Genomic DNA, 13,314 nt, shown 5'->3' on the forward strand with positions numbered 1-13,314 from the left:
CAGCACGACTACACCAAGACCCTCCTCGGCGCCGCCCCCGAACCCGAGAACCTCGGCCGCCTTCGCGACCACGTCCGCGCTGAACTCGGCATCGCCTGAGTCGGTCGCGGGGAAGGAACACACACCATGGCACAGATCGACCCAGGCACCTCGGCATGGCTGCGCACCAGGAACGATCGCGAAGCGCTGCGACTCATCCTCGAGCACGGCCCGCTGACCCGCACGCGACTCGGCGAGCTGTCCGGGATGTCGAAGCCGACCGCCACGCAGATGATCGCGCGACTCGAGCGCGCCGACCTCGTGCTGCCGGTGGGGGAGGTCGCGGGCAGTCGCGGCCCGAGCGCGGTGAGCTGGGGCGTGCGGACCGACCGGGTGGCGGGGGTCGCGGTGAGCATGCTCGACGGCAGCATCCAGGCGACGCTCGTCGACGCCACCGGCCAGGAGCATCCGGTGGTCGACCTTCCGGTGATCGGCGAGGAACGCTCGCCCGAGCAGGACATCGCGCGCGCCGTCGATGCCGCATGCGCCGCCGCCGGAGCCGACCGCGACACGATCGAGGCCGTGACGATCGGCGTGCAGGCCGCGGTGGGTCAGGGGCAGGACACCCTGTCGCTCACGGACTCGCTGCCGGGGTGGCCCGCGACGGGCGCCAGAGCCCGGATCGAGGCCGCGCTCGGTGTCGCGGTGACGCTGGAGAACGACGTCAACCTCGCCACGATGGCCGAGCGTGCGGTCGGCGTGGCCCAGGACGTCGACAGCTTCGCGTTCCTCTGGGCGGGTGTGGGCCTCGGTGTCGGCGTCGACCTGGGCGGCACCATCCACCGCGGCGCGCACGGCAGTGCCGGGGAGATCGGCTACCTGACCGTGGCCGCCGGCACCGGTCAGCCCGGAGCCGTGACCACGGATCTGCTCGGCTCGCAGGTGATCCTCGACCTCCTGCCCCCCGACGACGACGGCCTCGCCGCACTCGCGCTGCACGACGAGGTGCTGCGGATGGTCGCCGACCGCATCGCGCTGACCATCGAGCCCGTGCTGGTCGTGCTCGACCCCGCCCTGATCGTGCTCGGCGGGCCGACCAACCTCGCGGGAGGACAGCGGCTCGCCGAGCTCGTGGCCGAGCGTGCCGCGGGAGAGGAACGGCCGACCCCGGAGGTGCGCCTGAGCGGAACGGGCGACAGCGCCGTGCTCCTCGGTGCCCGCCGGCTCCTGGTCGAGCAGATCCGCACGATCCTCGAAGACCGCATCCCCACCGACTGACGCCCACCGGGCACCCGCCCGAACAAGGAGGACAGATGAAACTCGCCATCGTCGGCGGAGGATCGACCTATACGCCGGAGCTGATCGACGGGTTCGTCCGGCTGCAGCGTGAACTGCCGATCGAGGAGCTCGTGCTCGTCGACACGGATCCCGACCGCCTGAGGCTCGTGGGCGGCATCTCCCGCCGCATGATGGCGCGGGGAGGGCATCCCGCGCGACTGCTCACGACCACCGACCTCGCGGCGGGTGTGAGCGACGCCGACGCCGTGCTCATCCAGCTCCGCGTGGGCGGCCAGGACGCCCGCGAGCAGGACGAGAGCTGGCCGCACGACGTCGACTGCATCGGGCAGGAGACCACGGGCCCCGGCGGACTCGCGAAGGCGCTGCGCACGGTCCCGGTGGTGCTGCGCATCGCCGACGTCGTGCGTCGCCACGCCAAGCCCGAGGCGTGGATCGTGGACTTCACCAACCCGGTCGGCATCGTCACCCGCGCCCTGCTGGAGGACGGGCACCGCGCCGTCGGACTGTGCAACGTGGCGATCGGCTTCCAGCGGCGTTTCGCCGAGGAGGCCGGAGTCGCGCCCGACCGCGTCACCCTCGCCCACGTGGGGCTCAACCACCTCACCTGGGAGCGCGGCGTGTACATCGACGGCGTCGACCAGCTCCCCGAGGCCCTCGCGACGCGGGGGCGAGAACTGGCCGACACGGTCGAGCTCCCGCCCGCCCTGCTCGCGCAGCTCGGCGTGCTGCCCTCGTACTACCTGCGGTACTACTACGCGCACGACGAGGTGCTGCACGAACAGCGTCACCACGCGACCCGCGCGGTCGAGGTGCGCGCGATCGAGCACGAGCTGCTGGCGCTCTACGCCGACCCCTCCGTCGACACCAAGCCCGAGATCCTCGAGCGGCGCGGCGGGGCGTTCTACTCCGAGGCGGCCATCGAGCTGCTGATCGCGATCCGCGGGGGCGCCGAGGTGCCGCGCGTGGTGAACCTCCGCAACGACGGGGTACTGCCGTTCCTCCCCGACGACCACGTGATCGAGGTGCCCGCCCGGTATCGCGACGGTCGCTTCCTCGCCGAGCCCGTGGCGGCACTGCCCGACGACATCCGCGGACTGATCTCCGCGGTCGCAGGCTACGAGCGGCTCGCGCTCGACGCGGCGACCGCCGGCGGGCGTGACCGCGTGCTGCGGGCGATGCGTGCGCACCCGCTCGTCCTGCAGCACGAGCGCGCCGAGAAGCTGACCGATCTGCTGCTCGCCGCCAACGCGCGATACCTGGAGTGGGCGTGACCCGCCGCGACCGGAACCGGCTCGTCCTCGCGGCGGACGGCGGCGGCTCCAAGACCGACGTGGTGCTGCTCGACACCGCGGGAGAGGTGCTCGCGTGGGAGCGCGGGACCGGGTCGAGCCCGCAGATCGACGGACTCGCCCCGTCGGTCCGCGTGATCGACGGGCTCGTGCGGCGCGCCCTCGGCGACCGCGACCCGCGTGACCTCGACGTCGTGGGGCTGTACCTGTCCGGACTCGACCTCGCGGAGGAGATCGCGGCGTTCCGTGCGGCCATCGCGCCGCTGCCCTGGTCGCCGGGCGCGATCGTGGAGAACGACCTGCACGCACTCCTGCGCGCCGGAACCGACGCGCCGGACGCCGTCGCCGTGATCTGCGGCACGGGCATGAACGCCATCGGGGTGCGGGCGGATGGGGCGCAGGTGCGCTTCCCCGCGTTGGGCCCGCTCTCGGGCGACTGGGGCGGGGGCGCCGAACTGGGCGACGCGGTCGTATGGCACGCCGCACGGGCCGAGGACGGCCGGGGACCGCACACCCTGCTGGTCGAGCGGCTTCTCGCCGCGGTCGACGCCTCCTCGGTCGCCGCGCTCATCGAGGACGTGCACCTCGGACGACGGCCGGCTCAGGCCTTCGCGGCTCTCGCACCGCTGCTGTTCGAGGCGGCGGCCGCGGGGGACGAGGTCGCACGGCAGGTGGTGCGGCGTCAGGCGGACGAGGTCGTGGCGTTCGTGCGCGCCTGCGTCGACCGGCTCGGGCTTCGCGCGGTCGAGCTGCCGGTGCTGTTCGGCGGCGGAGTCGCACGAGGCCGAGACCCGCTGCTGCTCGCGAGCATCCACGCGGGGCTTGCGGAGCACGCGCCCTCAGCGCGGCTGGAGATCGTGGACGCGCCGCCTGTGCTGGGGGCGGCGCTCCTCGTGCTCGACGCCGCGGGGGCGGAGGCGACCGCGAAGGTACGCGCCCGCGACCACCTCAGCTCGGATCTTCGGCACGCGGCCGAACCCGTCGTGGTGCGCTGAGACCGCCCTCGCCGCAACGGGAACGGGCGCCGCGACCGAGTGGTCGCGGCGCCCGTTGCGGTCGAACGATCAGCCGAGGGTGACGGCCGAGCGCAGCAGCGTCGCCTGCTCCGCGGCGTGCACCTTCGACGATCCGGTCGCGGGCGAAGCGGACGCCGGGCGCGAGATCGGACGGAACGTGCGGTCGCCGGGGACATCCGCGAATGCGAGCGCGAGGAACGGCCAGGCGCCCTGGTTCTCCGGCTCCTCCTGCACCCACACGAGCTCGGCGTTCGGGTAGGAATCGGTGATGGCCTTGAGCTCGTCGATCGGCGTCGGGTACAGCTGCTCCAGGCGCACCAGGGCCACCTCGGGGTTCGGGTTCTTCTCCAGCTCGGCGCGCAGATCCCAGTGCACCTTGCCCGAGTGCACGAGCACGCGCTTGACGGCGGAACGGTCGAGACCGCGGTCGTCGTCGATGACCGGCTCGAAACGGCCCTGCGTGAAGGCCTCGACCGGGCTCGTCGCCCCGCGCAGGCGCAGCATCGCCTTCGGGGTGAACACGATCAGCGGCTTGCGCGGCCGGGCGTAGGCCTGGCGGCGCAGCAGGTGGAAGTGCGAGGCCGGGGTCGACGGACGCGCGACGATCATGTTCTCCTGAGCGCACAGCTGCAGGAAGCGCTCGATGCGGGCGGAGGAGTGATCCGGTCCCTGGCCCTCGTAGCCGTGGGGGAGCAGGAGCGTGACGCTGGACTGCTGACCCCACTTCTGCTCGGCGGCGGAGATGTACTCGTCGATGACCGACTGGGCGCCGTTGACGAAGTCACCGAACTGCGCCTCCCACAGCACGAGCGCTTCGGGCGCCTCGACCGAGTAGCCGTACTCGAACCCGAGCGCGGCGTACTCGCTGAGCAGGGAGTCGTAGACGAAGAAGCGGCCCTGCGCGTCGGACAGGTTCGACAGCGGCAGCCACTCCTGGCCGTTCGCGCGGTCGTGCAGCGCGGCGTGGCGCTGGACGAACGTGCCGCGGCGCGAGTCCTGTCCGGCGAGCCGCACCGGGGTGCCCTCGACCAGCAGCGACCCGAAGGCGAGGAGCTCGCCGAAGCCCCAGTCGATGTTGCCGTTGCGGCTCATGTCGAGGCGCTTCTCCAGCAGCTGCTGGATCTTCGGGTGCACCGTGAAGCCCTCGGGCTTGTTCACGAACGCGTCACCGATCAGCTGGATGACCTCGGCGGGGACGCCGGTGATCTCGGGTGCGCCCACCTGGTCCTCGACCGGCGGGAGCTCGGGCGCGATCGGCGTGGCACCCGTCTCGGCGGCGTGCGTCTCGGCGAAAGCGATCTCCAGGCGGTTCTGGAAGTCGGCCTTGGCCTCGTCGTACTCCTCCTCGGTGATGTCACCGCGACCGACCAGCGACTCCGTGTACAGGCGGCGCACCGACCGCTTGGCCTGGATGAGGTCGGTCATGAGCGGCTGCGTCATCGACGGGTCGTCGCCCTCGTTGTGACCGCGACGGCGGTAGCAGACCAGGTCGATCACGACGTCGCGGTGGAAGCGCTCGCGGTACTCGAACGCCAGCTGCGCGACGTGGATGACGGCCTCGGGGTCGTCGCCGTTCACGTGGAAGATGGGCGCCTGGATCGTCTTGGCCACGTCGGTCGCGTACACCGAGGTGCGGGCGTCGCTCGGGGTGGTCGTGAAGCCCACCTGGTTGTTGACCACGACGTGGATGGTGCCGCCCGTGCGGTAGCCGCGCAGCTGCGACATCTGCAGGGTCTCCACGACGACGCCCTGACCGGCGAAGGCCGCGTCGCCGTGCACGAGGATGGGCAGCCAGGCGAACGTGCCGATCGGCTTGCGGTCCTGCTTGGCGCGGACGATGCCCTCCAGCACGCCGTCGACGGTCTCGAGGTGCGAGGGGTTGGCGGCGAGGTACACCGGGAGCGACGAGCCGTCGTCGGCGACGAACGTGCCCTCCGTGCCGAGGTGGTACTTCACGTCGCCGGAGCCGCGCTGGTTGCCGGGCATCTGCGTGCCCTCGAACTCCCGGAACACCTGGCCGTAGGTCTTGCCGGCGATGTTGGTCAGCACGTTGAGGCGGCCGCGGTGGGCCATGCCGATCGCCGCGCCCTCGAGGCCCGCGGTCGCCGCGCCCTGGAGGATCTCGTCGAGCAGCGGGATGAGCGACTCGCCGCCCTCCAGCGAGAACCGCTTCTGGCCGACGAACTTCGTCTGCAGGAAGGTCTCGAACGCCTCGGCCTCGTTCAGCTTGCGGAGCACCCGCAGCTGCTCGTCGTGGCCGGGCTTCTGGTACTTGACCTCGACCTTCTCCTGGAACCAGCGGCGCTGCTCCGGGTCCTGGATGTGCATGTACTCGATGCCGAGCGTGCGGCAGTACGAGTCGCGCAGCACGCCGAGGATGTCGCGCAGCTTCGCCACGCGGCGCCCGCCGAAGCCGCCCGTGACGAACTCGCGGTCGAGGTCCCAGAAGGTCAGCCCGTGGCTCTCGATCTCCAGGTCGGGGTGCGAGCGCTGCACGTACTCGAGCGGGTCGATGTCGGCCATCAGGTGGCCGCGCACGCGGAAGGAGTTGATCAGCTCCTGCACGCGGGACTGCTTGTCGACGCGCTCGGCCAGGTCGACCGCGATGTCGGGGTTCCAGCGGATCGGCGCGTACGGGATGCGCAGCGCGGCGAAGATGTCGTCGTAGAACCCGCGCTGCCCGATCAGCAGCTCGTGCACCTTCTTCAGGAACTCGCCGGACCCTGCGCCCTGGATGACACGGTGGTCGTAGGTGCTGGTGAGGGTGATGGTCTTGCCGATCGCGAGCTCGTTGAGCGTCTTCTCGCTCGCGCCCTGGAACTCGGCCGGGTACTCGAGGGCGCCGGCGCCGATGATGCAGCCCTGGCCCTTCATGAGACGCGGCACCGAGTGCACCGTGCCGATGCCGCCCGGGTTGGTGAGCGACACCGTGGTGCCCTGGAAGTCGGTGGCGGTGAGCTTGTTGCCGCGGGCGCGGGTGACCAGGTCTTCGTACGCGGCGAGGTACTCGGTGAAGGTCATGGTGTCGGCGCGCTTGATGCTCGGCACCATGAGGGCGCGCGTGCCGTCGGGCTTGGGCAGGTCGATCGCGATGCCGAGGTTGACGTGCGCGGGGGCGACGACGGAGGGCTTGCCGTCGACCTCGGCGTAGAACACGTTCTGGCTGCGGAACTCGTCGAGCGTGCGGATGAGCGCCCAGCCGATGAGGTGCGTGAAGCTGACCTTGCCGCCGCGCGTGCGGGCCATGTGGTTGTTGATGACGATGCGGTTGTCGATCATCAGCTTGGCGGGGACGGTGCGGACGCTGGTCGCGGTGGGGACGGTGAGCGACTCGTCCATGTTCGCGGCGAGGGTCTTGGGCAGACCGCGCAGCGGCGTGACCTTGTCCTCTTCGGAGGACTCGACCGGCTCCTTCGACTCGGGCTTGGGCTTCGGCGCCTGCGCGGGGATCGGGGCGGCCGCGGCGGGCTTGGCCGTCGTGCGGGCGACGGGCTGCGCACCGATCACGGGGATGGGCGCGGTGACCGGATGCGCGGGTGCGGCTGCGGTGTCAGCCGGAGCGGATCCCGTCGCGCTCGTCCCGGCGGCCGTGGCCTCGGAGTGGTACTGCTCCAGGATGGGCCACCACTCCTTGTCGACCGAGTCGCGGTTCTCCTTGAACTGCTCGTAGAGCTCTTCGACGAGCCAGGAATTGGCTCCGAACCCCCCGTCGCCACCGACGCCGGTCACCTGGTTCGACACGCTCTATCGCCCTCTTTCATCGCTGAAGATCTTCGGTGCGGAGGCACGACGCAGGAATGCGTTCGGGCGCGCACACTCTCGACCACCAAGCCTAACCTGTTTCGCCCGGGTAATCGTCGAAGCCACCCGCCCGCGCCGTCCCGATCTCGGTACCGTGGAGGCATGGAGTTCTCAGGCGCGCAGCCCACCGTCGATCTGACCTATTCGGACGTCTTCCTGGTGCCGCGCCGGTCGGGCGTCACCAGTCGGCTCCAGGTGGATCTGGCCCCGCACGACGGCACCCCGGCGACCCTGCCGCTGGTGGCCGCGAACATGAACTCGGTCACCGGGCCCCGCCTCGCCGCGGTGCTCGCCCGGCGCGGTGCGCTCGGCGTGCTGCCGCAGGACCTCCCGCTGCAGGAGCTCGACGCGGCGATCCGCGATGTGAAGAGCCAGCCCGTGCTGTGGGACACGCCGATCGTGCTGCCCCCGCACGCCACGGTGGCCGAGGCGCTGCGACTGCTGCCGGCCACCAGCGGTCACGGGATCGTGGTCGCCCAGGGGTCCGGCCCGATCGACGTGGAGCGGATCCTCGGCATCCTGCCGGCGACCCGCCTCGCGACCGCCCTCCCCGACGCGCAGCTGGGCGACCTGGTCCACCGCGGCAGCCCGTCGATCGACGCCGACGACATCGGCTCGGAGCGGCACGCGTTCGACGTGATCACCGAGGCGGACGTCGACATGGTCACCGTGGTCCACCACGGGCACCTCGTCGGCACGCTGAGCGCCCGCAGCGCCCTCCGCGCCACGCTGTACCGCCCCGCCGTCGACGCGGACGGACGACTCGCGGTGGCCGCGGCGGTCGGCATCAACGGCGACGTCGCCGCGAAGGCCCGCGCGCTCGCCGGTGCCGGGGTGGACGTGCTGGTGCTCGACACCGCCCACGGCCACCAGGAGGGCATGCTCCGCGCACTGCGCACGGTGGCCGAGCTCGGCCTCGGCCTCCCGATCGTCGCGGGCAACATCGTCACGGCCGACGGCGTGCGCGACCTCGTCGATGCGGGGGCCACGATCCTCAAGGTCGGCGTCGGCCCCGGCGCGATGTGCACGACGCGCATGATGACCGCCGTGGGGCGCCCGCAGTTCTCGGCGGTGCTGGAGACGGCGCAGGCCGCCCGCGAGGCCGGAGCGCACGTGTGGGCGGACGGGGGAGTGCGCTACCCGCGCGACGTCGCTCTCGCACTGGCGGCCGGCGCGGCCTCGGTGATGATCGGCTCGTGGTTCGCCGGCACGATCGAGGCGCCGGGCGAGCTGCAGCGCGACGCGGAGGGCCGCCTGTTCAAGGAGTCGTGGGGGATGGCGTCGACCAAGGCCGTGCAGGCGCGGTTCGAGCGCCTCGACGCATACGAGCGCGCCCGCAAGGAGCTGTTCGCCGAGGGCATCTCCTCCTCGAAGATCTACCTCGACCCGCTGCGGCCGGGTGTGGAGGACCTGCTCGACATGATCACGTCCGGCGTGCGGTCGTCGTTCACGTACGCGGGTGCCGCGACCGTGCCGGAGTTCCACGAGCGCGCGCTGGTCGGCCTGCAGTCCGCGGCCGGCTACGAGGAGGGCAAGGCGCTGCCGGTGAGCTGGTAGCACGGGCGCGGTCACGGCGGCGTTCTGTAGAATCGAGCGCACTATGGACGACCCCCCCAGTTGCCGAACATCGCCCCACCGTCCCGAACTCTCCGCGGAGAGGAATAGCTGATGGATTTCATCATGTTGGGCGTGGGGCTCCTGCTCACGGTCGGCACCGGCCTCTTCGTCGCGAGCGAGTTCGCCCTGGTCAATCTCGACCGGGCCGAACTGGAGGCGCGACAGGCCCGGGGCGAATCCCGGCTCTCGCTCACGATCAGCGCTCTCAAGCACACCTCGACGCACCTGTCGTCCGCGCAGCTCGGCATCACGCTGACCACGCTGCTCACCGGTTACACGATGGAGCCGGCGCTGTCGAACCTCCTGCGCCCGACGCTCGTCGCCTGGAGCATCCCCGAGGCCGCGGTCGCCCCGATCGCGACCGTCGTGGCGATGTTCGTGGCCACGGTGCTGTCGATGATCCTGGGTGAGCTGGTCCCGAAGAACTTCGCGCTCGCGCTGCCCCTGGCGACGGCGAAGCTCGTGATCCCGTTCCAGACCGCGTTCACGGCCGTGTTCAAGCCCGCGATCGTAGTGCTCAACGGCAGCGCGAACGGCGTGCTGCGCGGCATGGGCATCGAGCCCAAGGAGGAGCTGTCCGGCGCCAGGAGCGCGGAGGAGCTGTCGTCTCTGGTACGCCGCTCCGCGAGCGCCGGGCTGCTGGAGGCCGACACGGCGACGCTGCTCGACCGCACCCTGACGTTCTCACGCCTCACGGCCGCCGACGTGATGACGGCCCGTCCGAGCATGCACGCGATCGCCGCGGGCGACTCGGTCGACGACGTGATCCAGCTCGCGCGCCGCACGGGCCACAGCCGCTTCCCGGTGTTCGACGAGGACCTCGACGACATCACCGGCGTCGTGCACCTGAAGGCCGCGATCGCCGTGCCGCGGGAGCGGCGGGCCGAGGTGCCCGTCGGCGCCCTGGCGACCGAGCCGCTGCGCGTGCCGGAGACCGCCCACGTCGACGCGCTGATCTCCGACCTCCGCGGCCGCGGCTACCAGCTGGCCGTCGTGGTCGACGAGTACGGCGGCACGGCGGGCATCGTGACCCTGGAGGACCTGGTGGAGGAGCTCGTGGGCGAGGTGTCCGACGAGCACGACCGCACGCGGGCCGGCATCATCCGCAACCGCGACGGGATCACGTTCCCCGGCGAGCTGCGCCCCGATGAGCTGCGCAGCCGTGCGGGCGTCGACGTGCCGGAGGGCGACGTGTACGACACCGTGGGCGGCTACGTCATGAGCGTGCTGGAGCGCGTGCCGGTCGTCGGCGACGAGGTGCCGCTGGAGAGCGGCACGCTGCACGTCGTCCGGATGGACGGCCGCCGGGTGGACCGGGTGCGCTACGTGCCCAGACCGGACTCCCTCGAGGCCGAGGAGGTGTCGCGATGAGCGATTGGGTCGGCCTCGCCTGGCTGGTCGTGCTGCTGGCGGCGAACGCGTTCTTCGTCGGCGCGGAGTTCGCGGTCATCTCCGCGCGGCGCTCGCAGATCGAGCCGCGCGCCGAGCGCGGGTCCCGGGCCGCGAAGCCGGCGCTGTACGCGATGGAGCACGCCACGCTCATGCTCGCGACCTCGCAGCTGGGCATCACGATCTGCTCCCTGCTGATCCTGAACGTGTCGGAGCCGGCGATCCACCACCTGCTCGCGGTGCCGATGCACGCGCTGGGCTGGGCCGACGGCGCGGTCGACGTGGTCTCGTTCGTGATCGCGCTGCTCGTCGTCTCGTTCCTGCACGTGGTGTTCGGCGAGATGGTGCCGAAGAACCTGGCGTTCTCGGTGCCCGACCGCGCGGTGCTGATCCTCGCGTCGCCGCTGGTGTGGATCTCGAAGGTGTTCATGCCGGTGATCTGGCTGCTCAACGCGGCAGCCAACGGCGTGCTGCGGCTGTTCCGCGTCGAGCCGAAGAACGAGGCAGCCTCGACGTTCACGCTCGACGAGGTGGCCACGATCGTGAGCCAGTCCCGTCGCGAGGGCGTGCTGATGGACACCGCGGGCACCGTGACCGCCGCCGTCGAGTTCACCGACAAGAAGGCGCGCGACGTGGCGGTGCCGCTGGGCGACCTCGTGACGCTGCCGCAGACCACGACGCCGGACGACATCGAGAAGGCCGTGGCCCGCTACGGGTTCTCGCGCTACGTGATCGTCGACGACGAGGACACCCCGATCGGGTACGTGCACCTGAAGGACATCCTGCGCGCCTCGGAGGGGCCGGACGCGGACACGAAGGTGCACGAGCCGATCCCGGGCAAGCGGATCCACCACATGGTCCCCGTGCAGGAGGACACCGACCTGGAGGACGCGCTCGCCGTGATGCGACGCGCCGGCCGTCACCTGGCGAAGGTGCGCGACTCGGCGGGCGAGACGACGGCGGTGCTGTTCCTGGAGGACATCCTGGAGGAGCTCGTCGGCGAGGTGCAGGACGCCACGCGACGCGTGCGCGGGCACTGACACCGCAGCCGCCCAGCGCGAAGGCCGCCGTTCCCGATGGGGCGGCGGCCTTCGTCGTCGAGCGGCGGTTCAGCGCCAGCGGGCGCGCTCGTACTGCGGCGGCCACGCGACCTCGGCACCGAGCTCGTGCGCCGCACGCAGCGCGAAGTGCGGGTCGCGCAGCCACTCCCGACCGGCGAAGATCGCATCCGCCGCGCCGTCCGCCAGCACCTGCTCGGCCTGTGCGGCGGCGGTGATGAGGCCGACCGCCGACACTGGGATGCGGCCGCCCTGGCGCACGGTCTCCGCGAGCGGCACCTGGTAGCCGGGCGACACGGCGATGCGCTGGTGCGCGACGAGCCCGCCGCTGGACACATCGATCAGGTCGGCGCCGTGCTCGGTCGCCCACGCCCCGACCACTGCGGCCTCGTCGGGCGTGAACCCGCCCTCGGCGTGGTCGGTCGCCGAGATCCGCACGAACACCGGGACGTCGTCGCCGGCGGTCGCGCGCACGGCGTCGAGCACCCGCAGCAGCAGCCGGGCACGGTTGTGGAGCGAGCCGCCGTACTCGTCGTCGCGGTGGTTCGACAGCGGCGACAGGAACTGGTGCAGCAGGTAGCCGTGCGCGCCGTGCAGCTCCAGCACGTCGAAGCCGGCGTCGAGCGCGCGCCGCGCCGCCGTGGCGAACGCCTCGACCACGCGGTCGATGCCCGCCGCGTCGAGGGCGACCGGATCCGCGAACCCGTCGAAGGCCACGGCGGACGGAGCCACGGTGGTCCAGCCGCCCTCGGTCGCGGGCACGGAGCCGCGCTCGGGCGCCCACGGCCACCATGTCGACGCCTTGCGACCCGCGTGCGCGAGCTGGATGCCGGCGAGCGAGCCCCGGTCGTGGATCGCCCGGACGACGGGGGCGAGGGCGTCGCGCTGCTCGTCGGTCCACAGCCCGAGGTCGCGCGGCGAGATGCGACCCTCCGGCACCACGGCGGTGGCCTCGGCGACGATCAGCCCGGCGCCGCCCGAGGCGAACTGCGCCAGGTGGGCGTGGTGCCACTCCTGCGCGACGCCGTCGAGGGCGCTGTACATGCACATCGGGGAGACCCACAGGCGGTTGCGGAACGTGGTCGAGCGGATGGTCAACGGGGAGAAGAGGAGGCTCACGGTTCGACGCTACCGGGGCTCGGGAGGCGGCGGGGCCGCCCGCTAACGTGGAGGCATGAGCGAAGCGCGCGAGTGGTCACGCGTCGACACGGCCCGGTTCGTCCGCGCCGCGACGCGCGACGACGACAAGTACTCGCGCGGCGTGGTGGCCCTGCGCACCGGTTCGCCCGCGTACCCCGGGGCCGCCGTGCTCGGGGTCGAGGCCGCGTGGCGCGCCGGGGCGGGCTTCGTGCGGTATGCGGGAGAGCAGCGCGTGATCGACGCCGTGCTCGCCCGCCGCCCGGAGACCGTGGGCGGGCCCGACACCGGGCGCACCCGGGTCGGAGCGTGGGTCATCGGCTCCGGCACCGACCCCGAGGAGCGGACGGACGCCGAGGCGCGGGCGCTGCGCGAGATCGTGTCGGGCAGGGCCCCGGTCGTGATCGACGCCGGCGCACTCGACCTGGCGTCCGGCGCGACCGCGCCGTTCGTGGTGACCCCGCACGCGGGGGAGTTCGCCCGGCTTCGGGAGCGCCTCGGTCTCGTCGACGCGGATCAGGACACGGCGGCCGAGGTGCGACGGATGGCCGCGGAGCTGCACGGCGTCGTGCTGCGCAAGGGGGCCCGCACGCTGATCGCGGGACCCGACGGCCCGGTGATCGCCGTGGACGCGGGCACCGGGTGGCTCGCGACCGCGGGCACGGGCGATGTGCTGGCCGGCGTGCTCGGGGCCGTGATCGCGGCCAACCCCGGTGCTCCGCTCGCCGA

General features: G+C 72.1%; 9 protein-coding genes. 7 read left to right on the top strand and 2 right to left on the bottom strand.

The window, feature by feature from the left end; translation table 11 throughout:
* Window positions 1-126 precede the first annotated feature (126 nt).
* Genes DW297_RS07225 through DW297_RS07235 form a run of 3 tightly spaced genes read left to right on the top strand, consistent with a single transcriptional unit; the run spans window position 127 to window position 3,562 of the window.
* Window positions 127-1,257, top strand: a complete 1,131-nt coding sequence (locus tag DW297_RS07225; protein WP_136030857.1) for an ROK family transcriptional regulator — start codon at window positions 127-129, stop codon at window positions 1,255-1,257.
* Window positions 1,258-1,292: 35 nt separating this feature from the next.
* Window positions 1,293-2,549 (top strand): family 4 glycosyl hydrolase, encoded by a 1,257-nt coding sequence (locus DW297_RS07230; protein ID WP_136030860.1) that lies wholly within the window; start codon window positions 1,293-1,295, stop codon window positions 2,547-2,549.
* Window positions 2,546-3,562, top strand: coding sequence for an N-acetylglucosamine kinase (locus tag DW297_RS07235; RefSeq protein ID WP_136030862.1), 1,017 nt, complete (start codon window positions 2,546-2,548; stop codon window positions 3,560-3,562). The genes DW297_RS07230 and DW297_RS07235 overlap by 4 nt, the downstream gene beginning before the upstream one ends.
* Before the next feature lie 69 nt (window positions 3,563-3,631).
* Here DW297_RS07235 and DW297_RS07240 read toward each other — a convergent pair whose 3' ends face one another.
* Window positions 3,632-7,324 (bottom strand): multifunctional oxoglutarate decarboxylase/oxoglutarate dehydrogenase thiamine pyrophosphate-binding subunit/dihydrolipoyllysine-residue succinyltransferase subunit, encoded by a 3,693-nt coding sequence (locus DW297_RS07240; RefSeq protein ID WP_136030864.1) that lies wholly within the window; start codon window positions 7,322-7,324, stop codon window positions 3,632-3,634.
* Between the two features lie 162 nt (window positions 7,325-7,486).
* On the opposite strand from DW297_RS07240, the gene guaB1 reads away from it, so the two are divergent.
* The 3 genes from guaB1 (at window position 7,487) to DW297_RS07255 (ending at window position 11,430) form a co-directional block, all read left to right on the top strand.
* On the top strand, window positions 7,487-8,941 hold the full coding sequence (gene guaB1 / locus DW297_RS07245; RefSeq protein WP_136030866.1) for a GMP reductase: 1,455 nt from the start codon (window positions 7,487-7,489) through the stop codon (window positions 8,939-8,941).
* Window positions 8,942-9,052: 111 nt separating this feature from the next.
* Window positions 9,053-10,372 (top strand): hemolysin family protein, encoded by a 1,320-nt coding sequence (locus tag DW297_RS07250; RefSeq protein WP_136030868.1) that lies wholly within the window; start codon window positions 9,053-9,055, stop codon window positions 10,370-10,372.
* The gene (locus DW297_RS07255) at window positions 10,369-11,430 is read left to right on the top strand and encodes a hemolysin family protein (protein ID WP_136030870.1); all 1,062 of its coding nucleotides are present in this window, start codon (window positions 10,369-10,371) and stop codon (window positions 11,428-11,430) included. The genes DW297_RS07250 and DW297_RS07255 overlap by 4 nt, the downstream gene beginning before the upstream one ends.
* A 69-nt stretch (window positions 11,431-11,499) precedes the next feature.
* Here DW297_RS07255 and DW297_RS07260 read toward each other — a convergent pair whose 3' ends face one another.
* Window positions 11,500-12,567: an NADH:flavin oxidoreductase/NADH oxidase gene (locus DW297_RS07260; RefSeq protein ID WP_136030872.1), complete on the bottom strand. Its 1,068-nt coding sequence runs from the start codon at window positions 12,565-12,567 to the stop codon at window positions 11,500-11,502.
* A 55-nt stretch (window positions 12,568-12,622) separates the two neighbouring features.
* Here DW297_RS07260 and DW297_RS07265 point away from each other — a divergent pair.
* Window positions 12,623-13,314, top strand: a 692-nt coding sequence (locus DW297_RS07265; protein ID WP_136030874.1) for an ADP-dependent NAD(P)H-hydrate dehydratase, incomplete at its 3' end; no start/stop codon positions are given.

The organism is Microbacterium sp. PF5 (genome assembly GCF_004794315.1).
GTDB classification, from domain to species: domain Bacteria; phylum Actinomycetota; class Actinomycetes; order Actinomycetales; family Microbacteriaceae; genus Microbacterium; species Microbacterium sufflavum.

What these genes read in the sequence shown, in the direction of transcription:
- DW297_RS07255 (WP_136030870.1), top strand. Translation starts at nt 10,369, where the DNA reads ATGAGCGATTGGGTCGGCCTCGCCTGGCTGGTCGTGCTGCTGGCGGCG.
- guaB1 (WP_136030866.1), top strand. Translation starts at nt 7,487, where the DNA reads ATGGAGTTCTCAGGCGCGCAGCCCACCGTCGATCTGACCTATTCGGAC.
- DW297_RS07225 (WP_136030857.1), top strand. Translation starts at nt 127, where the DNA reads ATGGCACAGATCGACCCAGGCACCTCGGCATGGCTGCGCACCAGGAAC.
- DW297_RS07230 (WP_136030860.1), top strand. Translation starts at nt 1,293, where the DNA reads ATGAAACTCGCCATCGTCGGCGGAGGATCGACCTATACGCCGGAGCTG.
- DW297_RS07250 (WP_136030868.1), top strand. Translation starts at nt 9,053, where the DNA reads ATGGATTTCATCATGTTGGGCGTGGGGCTCCTGCTCACGGTCGGCACC.